The organism is Angustibacter sp. Root456, from assembly GCF_001426435.1.
Lineage (GTDB): Bacteria > Actinomycetota > Actinomycetes > Actinomycetales > Angustibacteraceae > Angustibacter.
On record NZ_LMER01000001.1, the window covers coordinates 400140 to 422654 of the forward strand.

Sequence of the window (22515 nt, forward strand, 5' to 3'; positions counted from 1 at the left end):
GCCGCTCGATCCGACCGGTTCTCAGAACTTGAACTCGTTGAGGTTGGCGGGGGTGACGACCTTCGCCGGGCCGAGGATGACCTCACCCTGCTCGCCGACCGTGAACTTCCCCAGGTCTCCCGCCGTGAACGTCTCGCCCTTCTTGCCGGTGAGGTCGCACGAGGCCAGCCCCTTGGCCACGTGGTACGACAGCCTCCCCAGGTCGGTCACGTTCCACCAGATGTCCTGTACGTCCCCGGTCTGAATGTACTTACCGATGAGCGTGGCTGGTGCGAGGCCCGTGAGCTTGACCCGGCCGAGGTCGCCGCGGTCGGCGAGCGCCGTGGCCGCCGCCGGCAGCGAGATGCCGGCCGGGATGATGATGCCCTTGAGGTTGGGGTAGGTCGTCACGAGCTCCTTGGCCCGGTTCGCGCTGACGTCGGCCTTCTCCTCACCGTAGGCGACGGCCACCAGCTTCATGTCCTTGAACTTGGGGTCCGAGGCCAGCCGCTTCTTCATGTCGGCGATCCAGGCGTTCTGGTTGACGGCCGTCTGCGTCGACGACAGCACCGCGAAGTCGCCCTTGCCGCCCAGCAGGTCGTACATGCTGTCGAGCATCTTGGTGCCCAGCTCGGAGATCTTGGCCTGGTTGACGAAGATCGCGCGGGCGGAGGGGTCGACGTCGGAGTCGAACGACAGCACCTTGATGCCGCGGGCCCGCGCCTTCTTCAGCTCGGCAGCCGCTCCCTTGAGGTCGCTGCCGGAGATCGCGATGACGTCGACCTTCTTGGAGATCAGCTGCTGCACGAACGGGATCTGCGCTGAACCGGTGGCCTCGCTGGGCGAGGTGTAGATGATGGTGTCGTTGGCTCCCGACGCCTTCGACTCGGCGGTCATCCCGTCGCGGACCGTCGTCATGTACGGGTCGTCACCCAGCTTCGGGATGATCCCGATGGTGATGTCGCCCTTCTTGCAGTCACTGGACGCCGCAGCGGCGGTGTCGCCCTTCGACGAGCCGCAACCTGCCAGGGCCCCCGCCAAGATGATGAATGCCGTCAGGCCGGTGAGTGGGGTGCTCTTTCTCATAGGTGCGCGCTCTCCTTCGTCGAGGTGCTGCTGGGATGGCGTTGTCTGCGCCGCCGGGTGGCGGCCCAATCGCGCGCCTGGTCGACCAGGTTGGCCGCCAGGAGCGAGAGGATCAGGAGGAAGCCGACGACCGCGGACTGGGAGTAGGCGCCCACGTTGAGCAGCTGGAGCATGCTGCGCAGGACGACGACCGCCACCAGGGCCCAGAGCACGCCGCTCATCCGGCCCTGACCGCCCAGGAAGCTCACGCCGCCGAGGAACACGACCGTGACGACATCCAGCTCGAAGCCGAGCATCGCGTCAGGCGACGCCGAGGAGTTCAGCCCGGTGTGCACGACGCCGGCCAGTGCGGCCACAGCGCCCGACACCACGAACATCCGCGCGATGAGCCGCCGGTTGCGCACCCCGGCGTACCGCGCGGCCTCCGGGTTGCCGCCGATCGCGTACACGCGCCGTCCCCAAGCGGTGCGGTGCAACGCGATCCAGAAGACCGGGAGCAGCGCGAGGAACGGCACGAAGGTCCACGGCACGAACGTCCCGGGCACGTCGGTGTAGCTGAGCTGCAGGACGACGTCCGGCACGGTGTTGACCGGCGTCCCACCCACCAGGACGTAGCAGAGGCCGCGGAACACGGCGAGGGTGCCGAGCGTGACGATCAGCGACGGCAGCCCCACGCTCACGAAGAAGGCGTTCACCGCACCGCAGCCGGCGCCCACCAGCACCGCGGCGAGCACTGCGACCCACCACGGCGCCCCGGCGCCGGTGACCAAAGCCATCACGATGCCGCTCAGGCCGGCGATCGAGGCGACCGAGATGTCGATCTCGCGAGCGATGATGAGCGGCACCAGCGGCAGCACCATGATCGCCCGGGCGCTCATGCGCGACAGCGACGACTCCAGGTTGTAGCTGTCAGCGAAGCCGGCGGTCGTCGCCACCGCCGTCACGATGAGCGCCAGGGCGATGAGGGCGAGGATCCCCTCCCACCCGACGAGGACGCCGGTCAGCCGGGCGCGCCAGGGGGCGCGCGGGCGCCAGCGGACGTCGGACAGCTCAGTGCGGTCGAGGGTGCTCATCGGATCCTCTGCGTTCGGGCGAGGCGGCGGCGGTTGAGCAGGACGTCGACGGTGACGGCGGCGATGATGCTGGCGCCGTAGACGGCCTGGAGGTACTGGTCGGGCACACCGGAGACGATGAGCACCTTGCGCAGCGCCAGCAGGCCGACGACTCCGACGGCCACGCCGCCCACCGACCCGTGACCTCCGCGAAGCGCCACCCCTCCGACCACCACGGCAGCGATCACGGCCTGTTCCAGCCCGATGGCCACCTGCCCGTCGACGTACGGGTAGTAGGACGCCCAGGTCGCGCCGGCGAGCCCCGCCAGCAAACCGGAGAGCGTGAACGCCGCGAGCACTCGGCGCCCGGTGCGCACCCCGAGCAGCTCGGCACCCGCGGGATTGGAGCCGGCGAGGTACACCGAACGGCCGAAGGTCGTGCGAGACAACGCAAATCCCGCAGCGAGGAACAACACGACGGCGACGACGTTGACGGTGCTCACCGGCCCCAGCGAGGCCTTGCTCCAGTCGAGCCACGCCCCGGGGACGTCGCCCGGCTTGACCCGGTCGCCCGAGGAGATCTGGCTGAGCAGCCCGCGGTACATGGCCAAAGTGCCGAGCGTGACCACGATGGAGGGGATGCGGCCGTAGCCCACCAGCAGCCCGTTCAACGCACCGCACAGCGCTCCGACGGCGAGGCCGACGAGCACCGCGACGACGACCGGCGTCCCGCTGACGTCACGCATGAGGACGGCGGCGACGTACGCGCTCAGCCCGACGGTGCTCGCCACGGACAGGTCGATGTTGCGGGTGAGGATGACGAGCATCTCCCCCAGACAGACCAGCCCGACGATCGAGGAGTAGTCGGCGACGTCCTGGAGGTTGTTCACCGAGTAGAAGTTCGGGTTCAACGCACTCAGCGGCACGATAAGCAGCAGCAGCGCCGCCGCCAGAGCGAGCTCCGGACGCCCAGCCAGCCGCGCCCGCACGGCGGTCACGACCGAGCTGGGGCGCCCCCCAGAGAGTGCGTCACCAGGCTCCACGGCGGGAGGCTCCTCCCCCGCCGTCGTCGGCTCGACGGAGGTGGTGGCCGCGCGGCCGATGGCGATCGGGTCGATCTCGTCGCCGGTGAACTCGGCCGCGATGCGCCCGCGGTTCATCACGTAGATGCGGTCGCAGCTGCCGATCAGCTCCGGCATGTCGGACGAGATCACGACGATGGCCAGGCCCGACTGCGCCAGCTCGTCGATGATCCGGTGTACCTCCGCCTTCGCGCCGATGTCGACACCCTGGGTCGGCTCGTCGAGGATCAGCAGGCGTGGGTTGGTGGCCAGCCACTTGGCGAGCACGACCTTCTGCTGGTTGCCGCCCGACAGGGAGCTGGCCGGCTGGGTGACGCTCTCGAAGCGAAGCCGCATGCGCTGCAACGGGTCCGCCACCAGGCGGACGGTCTTGTCGTCGTCCACGAGCCCAGCCGTCGTGGCACGGTCGACCACGGGCAGCACCGCGTTGTCGAGGATCGAGAACTCCTCGACCAGGCTCTGCCCGCGGCGGTCCTCCGACACGTAGGCGACGCCCGCGGCCATGGCGTCGGCCGGGGTCCGCCCCCGGTACGGCTCGCCGTCGATCCTGATCTGCCCCGCGTCGGCCGGCTCCACCCCGAAGACAGCGCGCGCGACCTCCGAGCGGCCGCTGCCGACCAGGCCGGCCAGTCCGACGACCTCGCCGGCGCGCACGGAGATCGAGATGTCCTCGAACACACCGCGACGCCCCAGCCCCTCCAGCTGCAGCACGACGCCACCCAGCTCGGTGGGCTGGCGCGAGTAGATGTCGGCCAGGGAGCGTCCGACCATCAGCCGCACGAGCTCGTCCTCGTCGGTGCCGGCCGTGGTGCGGACGCCGACCACCTCACCATCGCGCAGGACGACGACGCGGTCGGACAGCGCGAGGATCTCCTCCAGGCGGTGGCCGACGAACAGCACGGCGACCCCGCGGTCGCGCAGCCTGCGCACGACGGTGAACAGGTGCATCGCCTCGGTGGTCGTGAGCGCCGCCGTGGGCTCGTCGAGCACGAGCACCGAGGCGTCTCCGGCGAGCGCCCGCGCGATCTCGACCAGCTGCCGTTCCGAGACGCGCAGCTGCGCCAGCGGACGCGAGGTGTCGACGTCGAGCCCGAGCTCGGTGAGCAGAGCGTGGGCACGCCGCTCCATCTCGGCCCGCTGCACGATCCCGGACTTCTGCAGCGCGTAGCCCGCGAAGACGTTCTCGGCGACGGAGAGCTCGGCGAACAGCTCGGGGTGCTGGTTGACGACGGCGATGCCGGCGGCGCGGGCGACCCGCGCGTCGCCGAGGACGACGTCGACACCGCCGACGCGGATGGTGCCGCCATCGGGGCGGTGGACGCCGGCGAGCATCTTCACGCAGGTGCTCTTGCCGGCACCGTTCTCGCCGATCAGCGCCACGATCTCGCCGGATCGGACGCCGAACGACACGTCCTCGCAGGCCACCGTCGCGCCGAAGGTCTTGCGCACCGACGCGAACTCCACAGCGGGCGCGTCAGCGCGGGTGCCGGCGGTCTGTGACGAGCGTGTGGTCTGAGTCACAGAGGCGTTTCTACACCACGCGCATTCGTATGCGCAATCGTATGCGCGCCCAACCGCGCCAGATATTTCCGGCCGTCGGCATCATGCTGCACCCACGGAAAGCACTATCACCCGCGACGGGCGGACGACGCTTCACACGCGCTACACCAGTTGCAGCACAATGCATTCGGCCCCGCCTCACCGCAGGAGGTTCAGCGCACCCAGGACGGTGAACACCATCACCAGCACCTCGAACACCCGCGGCGACAGCCGCGGAGCGATCTTGCGCCCCAGCCACCCTCCAGCGAGCACCAGCGGGGCGAGCGCGACCAGCACGTAGAGGGACTGCACCGTCACGAGTCCGAGCATGATCGACAACGGCAGCTTCACGAGGTTGACGACGAAGAAGAACCACGCCGCCGTACCGATGAAGCTCATGACGCCGACACCGGCGCGCAGCAGGTAGATGCTCATGAAGGCGCCCCCGGCGTTCGCCACCATGCTGGTGAATCCGGACAGGCCGCCCAGCACCGGCGTCTGGTACCGGTCCGACCCTGACCCTCGCCAGCGCGGCGCCATCCGCGCCACGGTCTGCACCACGGCCAGGGTCAGCATCACGGCGCCGATCGTGCGCCGCAGGTCCGTGTCGTCGACAGCGCTCACGAACCACGTGCCGGCGAGGATCCCCACCCCCACCGACGGCGTGAGGCCCCGCAGCACCCGCCAGTCGGCATGCCGCTGGTACGCGCGCACCGAGTAGACGTCGCCTACCAAGATCAGCAGCAGCAACGTCCCGGTCGACAGGCGCACGGGGAGGACGGCGGCGAACAGCGCCACGCTCACCATGGACAGCCCGTTGACCGCCGTCTTGGAGAAGCCGAGGAACGACGCACCGACCGCCAGCAGGGCCCAGCCCTGGGGGCTGAGACCGGCCATGGTCACCGCGCAGCCGCGACGTCAGTACTCGACGACGACGGCGTGACCGGCCGCGCTGCTCCGGGTGCACGCGTCCGCCACCCGCGACACCAGCACCGCCTCGGCTGCGGTGCAGCCGAGGAACTCGGTCCCGGTGGCGCACGACCGGACGAACGACCGCGTCTCCTCCACGAACGCGTCGGCGAACCGCTCCTGGAACGTCAGCGGCGCACCGACGTTCGTGAGCCCCGGCTCCTCGACGGCGAGCACCGGCGTGCGCTGACTCAACCCCGCCGACAGCGCCGAGCCCGACCCGTAGACCTCCCACCGGACGTCCTGGCCCAGCGGTTCGTGCCGCACACCGTGCATCGTGACGGTGAGGCCGTCGTCCAGATGCGCGATGATCGTCGCGACGTCGGCGTCGCCGTGCTCGGCGTAGGCGGGCGACACCCGGCTGTCGCCCACCGCGTACACGGAGACGACGCGTTGGCCGGTCAGCCACATGGCCGTCTCGATGTCGTGGACGAACAGGTCGTGGAAGATGCCGGCGCTGGCGGCGATGAACTCCGGCCGCCCCGGCGTGTGGTCCATCGACGCCGAGCGCATCACGTAGAGCCGCCCCGCCTCCCCCGAGTCGATCGCGTCCTTGAGCCGGCGAAAGCCGCGGTCGAAGCGACGCTGGAACCCTGCGATCACCGGGACGCCGAGCTCGGACGCCTTGGCGGACAACGCCTCGCTGTCGCTGATGCTCGCTGCGAGCGGCTTCTCGACCAGGATGGGCACGCCGGCCGTGAGGGCCAGCTCGAGGTCGGCCCGGTGGTGCGCGGTGGCGCTGGTCACGAACACCAGGTCGGGAGAGTCCTGGACGCCGGCCTCCACGGTGGTGGCCGAGCCGTCGTACTGCTCAGCGAGGGCCTGCGCCCGGGTGAGGTCGCGCGTGGCGAAGAGCAGCTCGACGTCGTCGAGCTCCCGCAGCGCCGACGCTCGGATCCCGGCCATCCGGCCGCTGCCGATGACGAGCGCCCTCACGACGCCGTCGCTCCCGCGCTCATCGGGATGTTGCGGAACTCGTAGCCGGCGGTGAGCGCGCCGTCGACGATGAGGTCGACGCCGCTGACGCCGCGCGCCTGGTCACTCAGGAAGAACGCGACGACGTTCGCGACGTCCAGCGGGCTGGTGATGGTCCCCAGCGGTTGGCGCGCCTCGCGCGTGGCCAGCAGCTGGTCGGGGTCCGGGCTGCTGTTGAGGTGGGTGTAGAACATCTCGGTCGTCATCGGCCCGGGGCTGACCAGGTTGCAGCGGATCCCTGACCGCCCGAAGTCCAGGGCGGAGGCCCGCACGACCTGGCGCAGAGCGCCCTTCGAGGCGCAATATGCGACGAGACCCTCCTCGCCGTACGTGGCGTCGACGCTGCCGACGAACACCATCGGCCCACCACCGCGCTGGGTCATGACCGGCTGCAGGTGCTTGATGGCCAGCCCCGCTGCGATGACGTTGACGGAGAAGGCCCGCTGCCAGTCGGCCGGTGCGATCTCGGCGGCCGTCCCCTGCACCAGCGTCGCCGCCACCGAGGCCAGCCCGACGCTGCCCGGGAGGGTCTCGACGAGCTCGGCCACTGCCTGCCAGGTCGCCGGATCGTCGACACTGCCGGCGATGCTGCGGAAGCTGTCGTGAGCCGCCAGCGCGTCCGGCGGCGGGACGACGTCGACACCGATGACGACGGGCCCCTCGGCGACGAGGATCTCCGCCAGCTGCTTGCCCAGCCCGGACGACGCGCCCGTGAGGACGACGACGTCGGGCAGCGAGATCTTCACGGTGTCACTCCTTGACCTGTGAGCGGCCACTGCGCGCTGCGATGGCATCGACGATGACGGCCATCAGCAGCACCAGGCTGGTGATGATGAACTTCGCGGCCGACGGCAGGGCCAGCAGGTCCATGCCGTTGGAGATCGACCCGATGATCAGGATGCCGACGAGTGCGGAGTACACCGAGCCGCGGCCACCGAACAGGCTCGTCCCGCCGATGACCGCGGCGGCGATGGCGTTGATCAGGGTGTCGCCCGCGCCGGACTGCGTCGTGGCGGCGATGAGCCGCGAGGCAGCGAGCACACCACCGAAGGCGGCCAGCCCGGAGCCCACGGCGAACGCGGTGACGCGCACCCGCTGCACGGGGATGCCGGCCCGACGAGCGGCCTCGGCGTTGCCGCCGATCGCCAGCAGGCGCACCCCGAACCGCGTCTGGCGGATGATGTAGTCCATCCCCACGACGATGACCACGAAGACGAACACGGCGACGGGCACGCCGCGGTCGCGGTTGAACACCGCCACCACACCGAGCAGGACGACGGCGAGGCCCACGAGCTTGGCGACCTGCGTGCGCAGCTCGGCGTGCTCGAGCCCGGCGGCCTTCAGCTTCGCGCGCTCGTTGAGGGTGAGGTAGGAGACGAGGGCGACGCTGACGATCGCGATGACCCAGCCCGCGGCGGGCGTCATGAACGTCGAGGTCAGCTTGGCGACCTGGCCGGCGTAGTCGAAGTTGATCGCGGTGCGGTCGCCGAAGATCGCCAGCGTGCAGCCCTGCAGGCCGATCAGTCCGGCCAGGGTGATGACGAAGGCCGGCACGCGGAAGAACGTCACCACCGCGCCCTGGAAGGTGCCGATGCCCACACCCACCAGGACGGCGACGACGATCGACAGCCACGCGTTCCAGCCGAGCTCGACGTTCAGCACACCGAGCACGGCACCGCAGAAGCCACTGGTGGCCGCGACCGACAGGTCGATCTCGCCGAGCAGCAGGATCACCACGACGCCGACGGCGATGACGCCCACCGACGCCACCTGGAGCGACAGGTTGGTGATGTTCCACGGCGTCAGGAAGTTGGAGTTGGCCGTCTGGAACCCGACGCAGACGACGAAGAGCCCCAGGATCACGGGCGCGAGGTTGATGCCGCTCGGCCGGCGCGAGAACAGAGCGCGCGCGCCTGTCGAGAGGGCGCGCCGCCGGTCCGCCGTAGGCGGTTGCGGCGTCGGCTGGCCACCGGACTGGTTGGCGGTCGGCGTGTGCACGGTCATCGGGCCGGCTCCTTGCTGATGAGATGGACGTGACCGGGAGCGCTCACGACACCACTCCCCACTCGGCGCCGGTGATGGCGGCGACGACTTCCTGCTGGGACGAGCTCGCGACCTCGAAGCGTCCGGCGATCTGGCCCAGGCGCAGCACCGTGACGACGTCGGAGACCGCGAAGACGTCGGCCAGGTTGTGGCTCACGATGATGACGGCGAGGCCCTGGTCGCGAAGGCGCCGGACGAGGTTCAGGACCTCCGCGGTCTGGGCGACTGACAGCGCTGCGGTCGGCTCGTCGAGCAGCATGACCTCCGGCCGGCCGAGGAGCGCCCGCGCGATGGCGACCGACTGGCGCTGACCGCCGGAGAGGCCCTCGACGGGGCTGCGGACCTTCTGCAGGTTCACCGACAGGGACTTCAGGAGGCCGAGCGTCTCCTGCTCCATCGCCCTGCGGTCGATGCGGCGCAGCAGCGACCCGAGCGGGCCCTTGCTCATGGACTCCCCGCCGAGGAACACGTTGTCGGAGACACTGAGGTTCCCGCACACCGCGAGGTCCTGGTAGACCACCGAGATGCCCAACTTCGCGGCATCACGAGGCCCGTTGAGCGCGACCGGCTCGCCCTTCCAGAGGATCTGCCCCTGGTCGAAGGCCTGGACGCCGGCGATCGTCTTGATGAGCGTGGACTTGCCGGCGCCGTTGTCACCGACGAGCGCGTGGACCTCGCCCGCCCGCAGCTTCAGGGACGCGCCTCGCAGTGCCTGCACTGCGCCGTACGACTTGCGGATGTCGACCAGCTCGAGCACCGCCTGGCCGGAAGGTTGAGCCTCCATGCTGAACGCTTCTTCCTCATCAGGCGGCGGATGCGGGCCCACGTGCTGGCAGCCCACATCCGCCACTCCGGACTCTTCGTGCTGAGGACGGCTAGCTGATACCTGCGTCAGCGCAGGCCTTGGCGTACGGCCCGGCGCAGAGGTCGGACGCCTTGATGAAACCACTGGCGATGACCGTCTGAGCGATGTTCGCCTTGGTCACGACCTCCGGCGGCAGCAACGTCGCCGGGATCTTCGTGCCAGAGCCGTTGTCGACCGTGGTCTGACCCTGCGGCTTCTCGCCCTTCGCCAGCTGCAGCGCCACCTTGGCCGCCTCGCTCGCGAGCGAGTAGGTGTTCTTCCACACCGTCATGTACTGCTCTCCGACGAGGATGCGCTGGATGGCGGCGGTGTCGCCGTCCTGACCGGTGACCGGCACCTTCGACAGATCGACCCCGGCGCCCTTGAGCGACGCGACGATGCCGGCGGCCATCGAGTCGTTCATGCTGTAGACGCCGCCGATCTTGTCCTTGCCGATCTTCGTGATGGCCTGGTCCATCTCGCGCTGAGCGTTGGAGTCCGACCAGTCCGGCGTGTTGGTCTCGAAGCAGATGTTCAGGCCGGCCGCCTTGATCACGGGCTCTGAGCCCGACCAGAAGACGGAGGCGTTGTTGTCCTTCGCGTCACCCTTGATGACCACGAGGCACTTGTCCGTCGTGCCGATCGCCTTCATCTGCTCGACGAGGGACGTCGCGATCTGCTTGCCGACCGTGACGTTGTCGAACGACACGTAGTAGTCGATCGGCACCTGCTGGATCAGCGCGTCGTAGGAGATGACGGGGATCTTCTTCTGCCGGGCGCTGTTGACCACGCCCGCCAGCGCCTGGCCGTCGACCGGGTCGACGACCATGGCGTCGACGCCCTGGCCGATGGCGGCGTCCATCTGGCGCTGCTCGTTGCCCGCGTCGCCCTCGGCGTTCTGCAGGATGACCCCGCAGTCCGGGCACTCCTTCTTGACCGCCTTCTCGAACTCGGGCGCGTCGATGGTCTTGAACCGGACCGCTCGGGTGTGCGGGAGGAACTGGGCGACGGTCGTCTTGCCGCCAGCCTTGGTGTCCTGGGCCGCGGCGGGTGCCGGTGAGGAGGAACAGCCGCTCAGCGCCAGGGTCAGCGCACCCAGCCCCACCCCGACCGCGCCCACTGCCTGACGTCCTGACAAACGCATCACGATGGTGCTCCTTCGTGCTCGGGCGCGAACGCCGCTGATACTTCCCGTGTGAACGGCAGGGCGGGGAGGTGCCGTAGCCGCGTGCGGTGCGGGGTCATGGCCGCTGGTTGGGGTGCCGTTGGGCCGATCCCGCGATCGGGTTACGCAAGGTCCCGATCGACTCGACGCTGCTCTCGAGGAGGTCGCCCTCGACGAGCAGCCGGGCGGGAGTGCGGACGAAGCCGACTCCCTCTGGAGTGCCGGTGGCGATCACGTCTCCGGGCTCCAGCGTCGTGGTCTTGCTGATGTAGGACAGGATGGCCGCGGGCGAGAAGATCATGGAAGAGGTCCGCGAGGACTGCATGACCTCCCCGTTCACCCGGGTCTCCAGCGCCAGGTCGGGCGTGCCGTCCCACTCGTCGGCGGTGACCATGACGGGCCCGATGGGCGCCGAGAAGTCGGCGTTCTTGCCGAGCGTCCACTGTGCGCTCTCGAACTGGCGCCGACGGGCCGACACGTCGTTGAAGGCGCTGTACCCGAGGATCGCGGCCTGGGCCTGCTCCTCGCTCGCGTCGGTGAGACGGCGTCCGACGACGACCGCCAGCTCGACCTCCCAGTCCAGGCCGTCCTCGTGGTCGGGGACGGGGATCGGAGCCCCGTCGACGACGAGGGTCGACGTCCAGCGCCCGAAGACGGTCGGGTACTCGGGCAGGTCCATCGACGCCTCGCTCGCGTGGTTGAGGTAGTTCAGCCCCACGCACAGCACCTTGGCCGAGCCCGGGACGAACGGAACCTGCCGGACGCTCGACACCGACGTCCCACCCGGCGTCAGGGCCTCGGCCTTGGCCAGCCAGCCGTCGACGTCCGCGTAGAAGGACTCGACCGACGTCAGTGGCTGCACGAGCTCGTCGCGCACGACCGCGATCATGGGTCCTTGGGGAGCGTCCACACCGATGAGCCTCATGTCTGGCCCTCACCTCTTCCTGGCGGACAGTCCAGCCTCAGGCTGACCCGCATATTCGTAATATTGAATAGGGGTAACTAAGCACTTCACCGCCCCCTCGTCAACCCCCTGGCGCGCTGCAGAGCGGACTCCCCGCAACACGTCATCGCTCCCTGCTCCGCGAGATCAGGCATAAGGAATATGCTGGCCACGTGATTACCGCCGTGAAGTCGTCGTCCAACAGCCGCGCTCGAGACGCAGCAGACCACCTCGAAGAGCAGCTGCGCGACATCGAGCCGAACCAGCGCATCGGCACGAAAACCGAACTGCAGCAACGGTTGAGCGTCGCCGCCGGCACACTGAACGAGGCCCTGCGACTGCTGCAGGAGCGCGGCGTCGTAGAGGTCAAGCCGGGCCCTGGCGGTGGCGTCTTCACGACGACGCCGGACCCCGTGGTGCGGCTCGGGCAGACCTTCCTGGCGGTGCGAGGGCGACCGCAGTCGATCGGTCACGCGGTGGCGGTGCGTCAGGCGCTCGAGCCACTGACGGTCATGGAGGCGGTCCAGCACCGGAGCGCGGCGTCGGTGCGCCGGCTCCGCCAGCGGCTCGACCTGATCGCCAAGGCCATCGACGACGACGAGCAGTTCCTGCGCCAGATCTGGCACCTGCACGAGGAGATCGCCAACGCGGGGTCGAACCCGATCCTGACCGACCTGTACCTCGGGATCCTGACCCTCGTCGAGGACGCGACCCTCGGCGTCGTGCCGGAGTCGAAGAGCACCGCCTACAAGCGCAAGCGCCTGCAGGTGCACACCGCGATCGTCGACGCCGTCGAGAACCAGGACGTGCGGGCAGCCAAGCGTGCGGTGGCGCAGCACGAGCTGGCTGAGTCGTAGCAGCAGCTAGGCCTGCGGGGCAGCCTCGTCGGCCAGCGCGAACTGGGCGAGCGCCGCTCGCACCGCGTCATGGACGCCCTGGGCCATCGGCTTGGCTCGGTGCTCGTGCGAGATGATCTCCAGGCCCCACGGGCCGGTGTAGCCGGTGGCCCGCACGGCTCGGATGAAGCCGACGACGTCGAGCGTCCCCTCACCGGGAAGGCGCCGCTCGTTGAGCGTGTCCTCGAGCAGGGTCCCGACGACCTCGTCGACCGCGTCGTCGAGCTCGGTGGTCACGATCGCCTCGACGGGCACGTCCTGCACGACCGACATGGGCAGGCCGAGCCGGCCGAGGTGCCAGACGTCGAGCACCATCCCACCGGCGGGATGGCCGGCGTCCTCGACGAGTCGGAGCGCGTCAGCGGGCGTGCGGATGTTGGCGAAGGCGATGGGCTCGATGCCCAGTCGCGTTCCGGCGTCGGCCGCCTGCTCGCAGAGCGTGCGGAACTCGGCGACCATCGCCTCGACAGGCCAGGGGCTGCCGGAGAAGTCGCCGCCGGCCTTGACGTGACGCACGGGCAGCTGGGCTGCGGCGTTCAGCAGGTCGCGGCGCACCAGCGCTGAGGCCTCCCCGGCGCTGTCGTCGCGGAACCAGTCCACGAGCATCTCGAGCTCCAGGTACTGGATGCCCGCGTCCACCAGCAGCTGCCGGAAGTCGCTGTAGCCCATGGTGTCCCGGACCGTGACCAGGTCGGCGTGCAGCAGCCCGAAGCCGGTGAACCCGGCCTCAGCCGCCACCCGCACGCGGTCCTCGATCCGCTCCGGGCTCCGCTCGTCCGCGGTCAGCGGGGCGGCGGCACCCGCCGTCAGCCAGCACGTGGCCACGAGCTCCGGCCGGTTCGTCTGCTGCATCAGCCCTCGGTCCCTTCCGTCGTCTCAGTAACCACGTCGTTGCCTGCCCAACGCCTCGTTCGCGCTGCGCCCGGCCTCCACCACGTCGGCCAGGTCGCTGACCTCCGGGATCCCCACCTGCCAGAACAGCGAGCCGTCGGTCCAGTCCGACTCAGCGACGTCGACCACGATGACGCTGGTGCGGTCGTGAGTGCGAGCGTCGGCGAGCGCCCGGTGCAGGGCGTCCAGGTCGTGCACGCGCTCGGTGTGCGCGCCGAGGGCTGCGGAGTGGGCCGCGAAGTCGACGCGCACCGCGGCGCCGGAGCCTCGGGAGTCGCGCAGCATGTTGTTGTACGACCGGCCGCCCTTGCCTCGTTGCAGGCGCTCGATCACCGCGAAGCCACCGTTGTCGCACACCACGAGGACGAACTTGTGACCGGACAGGACGGAGGCGTAGATGTCGCTGTTGAGCATCAGGTAGGAGCCGTCCCCCACCAGGGCGAACACCTCCCCCTGGGTGCGCGCCATCGCGGCGCCCCAGGCCCCGGCGATCTCGTACCCCATGCACGAGAAGCCGTACTCGCAGTCGAAGGTGCCGATGCCCTTGCTGAGCCAGTTGACGTTGAGCTCACCGGGCAGCCCCCCGGCCGCGGTGAGCACGTAGTCCTGCGCCGTCGCTTCCGCGTGCACGGCTCCGACCACCTGCGCGTAGCTCAGCTGCGACGTCCCGTGGTCGCCCGTCCGGTCGGCGACCAGCCGCAGCAGGGCCTCGCGGGCCTCGTCGCCGCGTGCTCGCCAGTCCTGCGCGGCACTCCACCCGTCGAGCTGGGCCGAGAGCTCCGCCAGGCTCTCGCGCGCGTCACCGACGACCGGAAGCGAGAAGTGCTTCGTGGCGTCCGGGCGTGAGGTGTTGAGCGTCACGATGCGCGTGTCGGGGGCGAAGAGCGTCCACGAGCCCGTCGTGAAGTCCTGCAGGCGCGTGCCGACGGCGACGACGAGGTCGGCCTCGGCCACGACGGCGTTGGCGGCGTCCGCGCCGGTCACGCCCAGCGGCCCGACGTACTGCGGGTGGTCGGCCAGCAGCGACGACTTGCCCGCCACGGTCTCGACGACGGGAACGCCGTGCCTGCGGGCGAAGGCGTCGAGCTCGGGCTCCGCCACCGAGTAGTGCACCCCTCCCCCCGCGATGATCACGGGACGGCGCGCGGCTCGGATCGCGTCGACCGCCGCGGCCAGCTGGTCGCGGGCCGCTCGCGGACGGACGAGGGTGTGCGCCCGAGGCTCGAAGAAGGCCTCGGGGTAGTCGTAGGCCTGCGCTGCGACGTCCTGCGGCAGGCCGATGAACGCGGGCCCGCAGTCGGCGACGTCCAGCATCATGTCGACGGCGGCCGGCAGGCTGCTGAGGATCTGGGCGGGGTGCGTGATGCGGTCCCAGTAGCGCACGACGGGTCGGAAGGCGTCGTTGACCGTCGTTCCCGGTGACCCGAAGTGCTCCACCTGCTGCAGCACCGGGTCGGGCAGCCGGGAGTTGAACGCGTCCCCGGAGACGAAGAGCACCGGCAGTCGGTTGACCATCGCGACGCCGGCCGCCGTCACCATGTTGGTCGCGCCCGGCCCGATGGACGACGTGCACATCATGATCTGACGACGCCTCGAGGCCTTCGCGAACGCCGCTGCGGCCAGGCCCATGCCCTCCTCGCTCTGCCCGCGCCAGACGGGCAGAGCGTCCTGGTGCATCTCGAGGGAGTGGCCGAGGCTCGTGACGTTGCCGTGACCGAAGATCGCGAAGGCACCGGGGAACAGCGGCACCTCCTCGCCGTCGATCACCGAGCGCTGGGCGATGAGGAAGCGGACGAGCGCGTCGGCCGCGGTGAGGCGGAGGGTCTTCACGGTGTGCCTTTCAGGTCGACGACGGGTTCCCAGGAGCGCGATGCCCACGAGCTGATGAGCGCCTGCTGGACGCTCACCACGTCGACCGCCTGATCGAACCCCGCCGGGAAGTCGGACTCGGTGGCCAGGGCCTCCAGGAACGCGAAGTCCTGGATGGCGACGAGGTCCTCGAAGCCGATGCTGTTGCCCTTGCCGGGAACGAAGGCCCCGTGGAACGGGAAGCGGTCGCCGCCCAGGATCGTCGTGTAGCCGGAGTTCACCGGGTCGGCACCGGAGTAGTAGAGCAGCTCGTTGATGCGTTCGTGGTTCCAGCTCAGCGAACCCTTGGTGCCGAAGACCTCGAACGCGTTGCGACTCTCGGGGCCCACGATGGTGCGGCTGGCCTCGAACGTGCCGGTGGCACCGTTGGCGAAGGTGCACAGCATGGACGCGAAGTCCTCGTTCTCGACCTCACCGACGGGGTCGTCCGCCGAGCCCGTGCTGTAGTGGCTCGCCTGGGCGCTGGGCAGCGGCCGGGTCGGGATCGTCGTCTTCGCCATGCCGACGACCTCGGTGAGGTCGCCGACGAGGAACTGGGCCAGCGCGACGGAGTGACTGAGGATGTCGCTGGAGACGCCGTAGCCGGCCTGGTCAGCGAGGAAGCGCCAGGTGAGCAGCCCCAACGGGTCGCTGCCGTACATCGACAGGAAGCAGCCGCGGTAGTGGACGATGTCTCCCAGCTGGCCGCTGGCGATCATCTCGCGGGCGTGCAGCACCAAGGGCGACCACAGGTAGCAGTACCCGACACCGGTGCGCACCCCGGCGGCCGTGGCGAGCGCCCACGCCTGCCGGGCCTGCGCAGGTGTCCCTCCGATCGGCTTCTCGCTGAAGACGGCCTTTCCCGCCGCCGTCGCCGCCTCGATCATCGGGAGGTGGAACATGTTGGGCGCGGTCACGAAGACGACGTCCACGTCGGGGTCGGCGACGGCCGCGCGCCAGTCGTCGGTGACCCGGGCGAACCCGAAGTCCTCCAGCGCGCTCGCCCGTCGATCGGCGTCCGGATCGGCGCACACGACCAGCCGTGGGTCGAAGGAGCGGTCGGCGAAGTGGGTGGGGATCCGCAGGGCTGAGCGGCTGTGCGCCTGGCCCATCCACCCCAGCCCGAGGACGGCGATCCCGAGGGTGCGCCTCATCGGGCCACCCGCCCGGCCGCCGAGGTCATGGGGCACCGAGGGTCCTGGGCAACGTCCTGCCAGGACTCCCGGACCCAGGTGTGGGCCGGGTCGTCGCAGAAGCCCATGGTTCGCTGCTCTCCGTGGCCGGCCAGGACGTTGAGGAAGTACAGGGGGTGGTCGGGAGGTGCGGTCGATGGGCCGTGGAAGCCTTGCGGCACCAGGTAGATGTCGTGGTCGAAGACGGTGACGGTCTCGTCGACGCTGCCGTCGACGGTGTAGACGCGGAACTGCGCCTGGCCGGCCGGGTCGCCGTGCGGGCTGTCCCGGCGTCCGGTGCGGAAGTAGTAGATCTCCTCGTTCTGCACCGGGCAGCCCTCGAGGCCGTCGTGCCGGTGCGGGGGCCAGGACGAGAAGTTGCCGCCGGGAGTCAGCACCTCGCACACGTTGATGCGCTGAGCCCCCGAGAACGACTCTGGTGTGGCGATGTTGGTGACCTGCCGCGTCGCGGCGCCGCCGCCCCGCACCTCCACCGGGACGTCCGGCGCGTCCACGTGGACCACCTCGAGCCGCTCGGTGGCCCGGGCCGTGCAGAGGGCGATCTCGCCGTGAGGGGCGCTGAGCTCCACCGTGCTACCCACGGGGACGTACACCCAGTCGGACACCGCGGCGAAGACGCCGGCGCGCCCACGCAGCAGATACGACTCCCCGTCGATGCTCACCTGCACGTCCTGCGCCGACAGCGGCACCAGGACGCCCTCGGTGGCCGTCAGGGACCGCACGAACGTGGGCGACTGCGAGAAGTCGAGCACCTCCAGGCCCGAGTAGTCCCAGCCCGCCGTGTCGGGATCCACCGAGGTGATGACCCCGTCGGTCACCTCCTGGGCCGGACGTCGCAACCAGGTCATCAGCGGGCTCCTTCGCTCTGCGGTCCGTGCACCAGGTCGGTGGCCCGGCCGACGGCCTCGCGGGGGGTCATCGTGGAGGGGTAGAGCAGCGCCCGGCCGGGCACGAGACCACGGACGTTCGGCACGGTGAGGGCCTGTCGCCATCGATCGAAGACGGCCTCCCAGGCCGCGCCGGCGTCTCCGCCGAGGAGCAGGATCGGGCAGGTCGTCGCGGCCGCCACCAGCGCCGGGTTCGCCGTGGCGGGGATCTTCAGCCAGGTGTGAGCCGAGGACGACCCCAGGCCCGAGGCGATGCCCACCGCGCGGACCAGGCCGTGCTCGGAGGTGTCCAGCACCGCCCGTCCGGTGTCGTCCTTGCGGTAGGGCAGCGGCTCGATCATCGCCATGAGCGCCTGGTCGGCGAGGGCGGTGGTGAGCCGGGCCGCCAGCTCGATCGTCCGGGCCACGCCGGCGTCCGTCATCTCCAGGCGCAGCAGCATCTTGCCGCCGTCCAGGCCGCACTCGGCCACGTGGTCGGCGTCGTAGGCGGTGAGCCGGTCGTCCAGCTCCCAGGCCGCGCCGATGATGCCGCCGCGGTTCATCGTGCCGATGGCCAGCCGGTGGTCGAGGGCGCCGAGCAGGGCGAGCTCCTCCAGGATGTCGGCGCTGGCCATCACCCCGTCGACCAGCGGGTTCTCGAGCCCGATGAGCAGGCGGGAGAGCAGTCCCCGGCGGTCGGCGGCGGCGAGCGGGTCGGAGTCGGCGGCGACCATGCCTCGGGCGGTGTGGTCGGCGGCGAGGACGACGAGCCGCTGGTCCGGGGGCAGCAGCGCCCGTCGTGGCCGCTCGGCGAGGGCGCGCCGCAGCGACCGCGGCTCGCTCAGGCGAGCCTGCAGGATGCGGGCGTAGGCCGCGTCGTCCAGCACCTCGTGGTCGGTCATCCGATGCTCCTGTCAGGCGCCGCGGTGGGAGGGGTCACCGCTGCGCGCTGCGCGACGATGAAGCGAGCTGCGGGACGACGACGTCCCGCAGGTAGTCCAGGGACGCGCTGACGCGGGTCATGGGTCCCTGTCCCGGCTCGGGCAGCGCACCGACCACGGCGGTGTCCTGCTCGATCACGTACCAGCCGTCGTACCCGGCGCCCTCCAGCGCGGCGATGACGCCCGCGATGTCGACGTCGCCTTGGCCCAGCGGCGTGAACAGCCCGGCCTGCACCGACTGCATGATCGACGTCTCGCGTCGCATGAGGGCACCGGCGTGCTGCAGGGCGACGTCCTTGAGGTGCACGTGACCGACGCGGTGGGCGTGCTGCCGGGCGAACTCGACCGGGTCCTTGCCGCCGATCGCGAGGTGGCCGGTGTCGAGGCACCACTTGACGTCGCTGCTCTCGAGCAGCCGGTCGACGTCGTCGGCCGTCTCGACGACGGTCTGCACGTGCGGGTGCAGCACCTGGGCCAGACCGGCTGCGAGGCAGATGTCCTCGACCCGACGCAACATCTCGGTCAGATGCCGGTGCTCCGACGCGTCGAGCGGTCGCGGCACGCTCCAGTCGAGGTCGCGGACGACGGCGGTGATGAACGTGGTGGCGCCGGCCTCCGCCAGCATGGCGGCCGTCGTCTGCGCGGTGTGCAGCGCCTCGTCGCGCTCGGACGCGGCATGCAGCACCAGCGGCGTGAACCCACCGATGAGCGACAGGCCGTGGGCCGTGAGCTCCGTGCGGATGCGCGCCGGGTCGTCGGGCAGGAAGCCGGGTGCTCCGAGCTCGGTTGCGGGTAGGCCGAGGGCAGCCATCTCGCCGAGCACCCGGGGGGTGGGCAGGTTCGCTCCCCATCCGGGCACTTCGCAGATGCCCCAGGAGATCGGCGCCGAGGCGACCCGCGAGAGGAAGTTCGGCACATTCGCCTCCGAAAGTGTTGGACCGTTCCAACAGACTGTGCCACGCTGGGCCACGACCGCGCAAGGACTCTCCTGGAGGGGAGTGACGCCATGACTTACTGGACGACGCGCACGGACGTCGCAGCCGTCGAGCTCGCCGAGCTGACGAGCCTGCGGTGCGTCCGCACGGACTACCCCTCGTGCATCGACGTGCGAGAAGGCATCCCGGTGTACGACGGCTCGACGGTGCCCCCCGCCACGAGACCAGCGCAGCGCCGCGCGCTGATGACCGAGGTCGGCGACGCGCTGCTGAACGGGCCCGGCATCGTGTGCTTCGCCGGTGCCTACCGCGACCTCGGTGTCATCGACGCGGTGAGCGAGGTGTTCTTCTCGATCATCCACGAGCAGGACGCGCAGTCCGCCACCGTCGGCGACCACTTCGGCACCCCGGGCGCCAACGCTCGCGTCTGGAACTCGCTGGAGAAGCTCGCGCGCCGCGATGCGCGCCTTTTCGCGGAGTACTTCGCCAACGACGTCGTCGCCTTCGCGTCCGAGGCCTGGCTCGGCCCCGGCTACCAGGTCACGACCCAGGTGAACCTGGTGCGCCCCGGCGGCGCGGCCCAGACGCCGCACCGCGACTACCACCTCGGCTTCATCGACGACCTCGACACCCTCGAGCGCTACCCCACTCACGTCCACCGCCTCTCGGCGGCGCTGACGCTTCAGGGGGCGGTGGCGCACAGCGACGTCCCGCTCGAGAGCGGCCCGACGGTCTTCGTTCCGCACAGCCAGAAGTACCTGCCCGGCTATCTCGCGACGAGCGACCCAGCGGTCGCCGACGTGATCGCCGCCGCGGCCGTGCAGGTGCCCTTCGCCAAGGGCGATGCGGTGTTCTTCAACCCCGCGGTGATCCACGGTGCGGGCACCAACCGCACCACCGACGTCGAACGGCTGGTGAACCTGTTGCAGGTGTCGTCGGCCTTCGGGCGCTCGACGGAGGCGGTGGACCGGCTCGCCGTGACCACGGCGGTGTACCCCGCACTGCTGGCGGCACAGGCCTCGGGCGCGCCCTGGGAAGCGCTGGCCAACGCCGTGGCCGCCGCCACCGAAGGCTATGCCTTCCCCACGAACCTCGACCGCGACCCGCCGGTCGACGGCCTGGCCCCGGCGTCCCAGCGCGCGCTGGTGCTGCGCGCCCTGGAGCAGCAGACGCCGGCCGACGTCCTCACCGAGCAGCTGGTCGCCCACGCAGAACGGAGAGTGTCATGACGAACAGCGCCAACCTGCGCGTCGGGATCGTCGGGGTGGGCCGGATCGGCCGCATGCACGCCGACATCGTGGCAAGGCACGTGCCCGGTATCGAGCTGACCACGGTGTACGACGCCGACACCACGCGCGCGCGCCTCGTCGCCGCCGATCTGCACGTCGACGCGGCGAGCAGCGCGGCCGAGCTCGTGGCATCCGACCGGGTGGACGCCATCGGCATCTGCTCCTCGACCAGCACCCACCTCGAGCTCATCGAGCTGGCGGTGCTCCACGGCAAGGCCGTGCTGTGCGAGAAGCCGTTGAGCAGCTCGCTCGACGGGGTGGAGCACGCGGTGGACCTCGTCGAGAAGGCCGGCATCCCCTTCATGACCGGGTTCAACCGCCGGTTCGACCCGGGCCACCAGGCCGTCCGCGAAGCCGTCGCCGACGGCAGCATCGGTGAGGTGCACCTGACGCGGATCACCAGCCGCGACCCGGAGCTGCCCACGCCGGAGTACCTGCAGGGCAGCGGCGGCCTGTTCATGGACATGGCGATCCACGACTTCGACATGGCGCGCTACGTCGCCGGCCCCGTCGTCGCCGTCTACGCGCAGGGCGGCGTGCTCATCGACCCGGCGATCGGGGAGGCCGGCGACATCGACACCGCGGTCACGGTGCTGACCCACGAGAACGGCAGCGTGACGGTCATCGACAACAGCCGCCTCGCGACCTATGGCTACGATCAGCGCGTGGAGGCGTTCGGGTCGCTGGGCATGGCGTCGTCCGGCAACCGGCGGCTGCACTACGCCGAGGTCACGGACGGGGCGGGCAGTCGCCGCCAGCCGCTGATGCACTTCTTCATCGACCGCTACGCCGAGGCGTACCAGCGCGAGTGGGTGGCCTTCGAGCGGTTCGTCCGGGACGGTGGCCCGTCGCCGGTCTCCGTGCGCGACGGCCGCGCGCCGCTGGTGATCGCCGCGGCTGCAGCGGAGTCCTTGCGCCAGCGGGTGCCGGTCGAGGTGCCTCGTGGGCTCGGGTAGACCCACGATCCGAGACGTCGCAGCGCGAGCCGGCGTCTCGAAGTCCCTTGTCTCACTGGCCTTGCAGGACTCCCCCCGCGTGGCCGCGAGCACGCGTGAGGTGATCCGTCAGGCCGCCGACGACCTGGGCTACCGACCCAACGCCAACGCCCGGTCGCTCGGAGCCAGCCGCAGCCGCACCATCGGCGTCTTCGTCCTCGACCTGCACAACCCCATCTACGCGGACATGCTGGACGGCGTCCAGGCCGAGGCCCGGCGCAACGACTACCGGACCATCGTCGTCCTCGGCGGCCAGGACCGCCGAGCCGAGCGGGCCGAGCTCGAGAAGCTCATGGAGTTCCGGGTCGAAGGGCTCATCGCCCTCGGCCACCGGCTGCCGCTCGGCGCCCATGACGCCATCTCGCAGGCCTGCCCTGCGGTGCTGGTCGGCGCCGAGCCCCGCAGCCAGCCGCACGTGACCTCCGTCAGCACCGACGACCTGAACGGCGCGGCGCTAGCGGTGGACCACCTGGCCGACCTCGGGCACGAGCGCATCGTGCATGTCACCGGTGGGAGCAGCGGCGTGGCGCACAAGCGAGAACGCGGGTACGTGAGCGCGATGGTGCGCCGCAACCTCAAGCACCGGGTGCGCTGCGTGGTCGGTGGCTTCACGGACGACGACGGCTACCGCGGCACCATGGAGGCGCTGCGATCGCGCTCGAGACCCACCGCGCTCTTCGTGGCGAACGACTTCGCGGCCATGGGCGCGCTCGCCGCCGCCAGCGACAGCGGCCTGTCGGTGCCGGGCGACCTGTCGATCGTGGGGTTCGACGGTGCCCGGCTCACCGGCCTGCGCTTCATCGACCTGACCACGGTGGCTCAGCCGCTGCAGGAGATGGGCGCCATCGCCGCGTCGCGACTGTGCGCCGCGCTCGAGAGCGAGGACGAGCAGCCGCCCCGGCGCATCCACGTCGCGCCGCAGCTGGTCGTGCGCAACAGCACGGCACCACCTCGCTCCTGAGCACCGACATCGACGTCGGAGGG

At 70.5% G+C, this 22515-nt stretch carries 20 protein-coding genes; 4 read left to right on the top strand and 16 right to left on the bottom strand.

Annotated features, from left to right (window positions below; translation table 11 throughout):
* Nucleotides 1-21 precede the first annotated feature (21 nt).
* The 10 genes from ASD06_RS01915 to ASD06_RS01960 all read right to left on the bottom strand — a co-directional run bounded on the left by ASD06_RS01915 (nucleotide 22) and on the right by ASD06_RS01960 (nucleotide 11659).
* A complete protein-coding gene (locus ASD06_RS01915) occupies nucleotides 22-1065 on the bottom strand; it encodes a substrate-binding domain-containing protein (RefSeq protein ID WP_082537581.1) in 1044 nt (347 codons plus the stop codon).
* Nucleotides 1062-2138, bottom strand: coding sequence for an ABC transporter permease (locus ASD06_RS01920; protein WP_056672356.1), 1077 nt, complete (start codon nucleotides 2136-2138; stop codon nucleotides 1062-1064). The genes ASD06_RS01915 and ASD06_RS01920 overlap by 4 nt, the downstream gene beginning before the upstream one ends.
* Entirely contained in the window at nucleotides 2135-4720 is a 2586-nt protein-coding gene (locus ASD06_RS18305; RefSeq protein ID WP_157371432.1) for an ATP-binding cassette domain-containing protein, read from the bottom strand. Before ASD06_RS18305 ends, ASD06_RS01920 begins: the two co-directional genes overlap by 4 nt.
* A gap of 177 nt (nucleotides 4721-4897) precedes the next feature.
* A complete protein-coding gene (locus ASD06_RS01930; protein WP_082537639.1) occupies nucleotides 4898-5635 on the bottom strand; it encodes a sulfite exporter TauE/SafE family protein in 738 nt (245 codons plus the stop codon).
* Nucleotides 5636-5656: 21 nt separating this feature from the next.
* Nucleotides 5657-6643, bottom strand: coding sequence for a Gfo/Idh/MocA family oxidoreductase (locus ASD06_RS01935; protein WP_056672360.1), 987 nt, complete (start codon nucleotides 6641-6643; stop codon nucleotides 5657-5659).
* Nucleotides 6640-7428 carry an SDR family NAD(P)-dependent oxidoreductase gene (locus tag ASD06_RS01940; RefSeq protein ID WP_056672362.1) on the bottom strand — a complete coding sequence of 263 codons (789 nt, stop codon included), beginning with the start codon at nucleotides 7426-7428 and terminating at the stop codon, nucleotides 6640-6642. Before ASD06_RS01940 ends, ASD06_RS01935 begins: the two co-directional genes overlap by 4 nt.
* A gap of 4 nt (nucleotides 7429-7432) precedes the next feature.
* Nucleotides 7433-8686 carry a sugar ABC transporter permease gene (locus ASD06_RS01945; RefSeq protein ID WP_056672364.1) on the bottom strand — a complete coding sequence of 418 codons (1254 nt, stop codon included), beginning with the start codon at nucleotides 8684-8686 and terminating at the stop codon, nucleotides 7433-7435.
* Between the two features lie 43 nt (nucleotides 8687-8729).
* Nucleotides 8730-9509, bottom strand: coding sequence for an ATP-binding cassette domain-containing protein (locus tag ASD06_RS01950; protein WP_082537584.1), 780 nt, complete (start codon nucleotides 9507-9509; stop codon nucleotides 8730-8732).
* Nucleotides 9510-9600: 91 nt separating this feature from the next.
* Nucleotides 9601-10713 carry a sugar ABC transporter substrate-binding protein gene (locus ASD06_RS01955; protein ID WP_235502195.1) on the bottom strand — a complete coding sequence of 371 codons (1113 nt, stop codon included), beginning with the start codon at nucleotides 10711-10713 and terminating at the stop codon, nucleotides 9601-9603.
* Between the two features lie 97 nt (nucleotides 10714-10810).
* Entirely contained in the window at nucleotides 10811-11659 is an 849-nt protein-coding gene (locus tag ASD06_RS01960; RefSeq protein ID WP_056672370.1) for a fumarylacetoacetate hydrolase family protein, read from the bottom strand.
* Nucleotides 11660-11850: 191 nt separating this feature from the next.
* Here ASD06_RS01960 and ASD06_RS01965 point away from each other — a divergent pair, with 191 nt between their 5' ends.
* Nucleotides 11851-12534 carry a FadR/GntR family transcriptional regulator gene (locus ASD06_RS01965; RefSeq protein ID WP_082537586.1) on the top strand — a complete coding sequence of 228 codons (684 nt, stop codon included), beginning with the start codon at nucleotides 11851-11853 and terminating at the stop codon, nucleotides 12532-12534.
* A gap of 6 nt (nucleotides 12535-12540) precedes the next feature.
* Here ASD06_RS01965 and ASD06_RS01970 read toward each other — a convergent pair whose 3' ends face one another.
* Genes ASD06_RS01970 through ASD06_RS01995 form a run of 6 tightly spaced genes read right to left on the bottom strand, consistent with a single transcriptional unit; the run spans nucleotide 12541 to nucleotide 19228 of the window.
* Entirely contained in the window at nucleotides 12541-13425 is an 885-nt protein-coding gene (locus ASD06_RS01970) for a sugar phosphate isomerase/epimerase (protein WP_056672373.1), read from the bottom strand.
* A 24-nt stretch (nucleotides 13426-13449) separates the two neighbouring features.
* Entirely contained in the window at nucleotides 13450-15294 is a 1845-nt protein-coding gene (gene iolD, locus ASD06_RS01975) for a 3D-(3,5/4)-trihydroxycyclohexane-1,2-dione acylhydrolase (decyclizing) (RefSeq protein WP_056672374.1), read from the bottom strand.
* A complete protein-coding gene (locus ASD06_RS01980; RefSeq protein WP_157371433.1) occupies nucleotides 15291-16466 on the bottom strand; it encodes a Gfo/Idh/MocA family protein in 1176 nt (391 codons plus the stop codon). Before ASD06_RS01980 ends, iolD begins: the two co-directional genes overlap by 4 nt.
* On the bottom strand, nucleotides 16463-17353 hold the full coding sequence (iolB, locus tag ASD06_RS01985) for a 5-deoxy-glucuronate isomerase (RefSeq protein ID WP_056672377.1): 891 nt from the start codon (nucleotides 17351-17353) through the stop codon (nucleotides 16463-16465). Before iolB ends, ASD06_RS01980 begins: the two co-directional genes overlap by 4 nt.
* Entirely contained in the window at nucleotides 17353-18273 is a 921-nt protein-coding gene (locus ASD06_RS01990; RefSeq protein WP_082537587.1) for a hypothetical protein, read from the bottom strand. The genes iolB and ASD06_RS01990 overlap by 1 nt, the downstream gene beginning before the upstream one ends.
* A gap of 34 nt (nucleotides 18274-18307) precedes the next feature.
* A complete protein-coding gene (locus ASD06_RS01995; RefSeq protein WP_056672379.1) occupies nucleotides 18308-19228 on the bottom strand; it encodes a TIM barrel protein in 921 nt (306 codons plus the stop codon).
* Between the two features lie 90 nt (nucleotides 19229-19318).
* Here ASD06_RS01995 and ASD06_RS02000 point away from each other — a divergent pair, with 90 nt between their 5' ends.
* Genes ASD06_RS02000 through ASD06_RS02010 form a run of 3 tightly spaced genes read left to right on the top strand, consistent with a single transcriptional unit; the run spans nucleotide 19319 to nucleotide 22492 of the window.
* Nucleotides 19319-20476, top strand: coding sequence for a phytanoyl-CoA dioxygenase family protein (locus ASD06_RS02000; RefSeq protein ID WP_056672380.1), 1158 nt, complete (start codon nucleotides 19319-19321; stop codon nucleotides 20474-20476).
* Nucleotides 20473-21492, top strand: a complete 1020-nt coding sequence (iolG, locus tag ASD06_RS02005; RefSeq protein ID WP_056672382.1) for an inositol 2-dehydrogenase — start codon at nucleotides 20473-20475, stop codon at nucleotides 21490-21492. Before ASD06_RS02000 ends, iolG begins: the two co-directional genes overlap by 4 nt.
* On the top strand, nucleotides 21479-22492 hold the full coding sequence (locus ASD06_RS02010) for a LacI family DNA-binding transcriptional regulator (protein WP_082537588.1): 1014 nt from the start codon (nucleotides 21479-21481) through the stop codon (nucleotides 22490-22492). The genes iolG and ASD06_RS02010 overlap by 14 nt, the downstream gene beginning before the upstream one ends.
* Nucleotides 22493-22515: the final 23 nt, after the last annotated feature.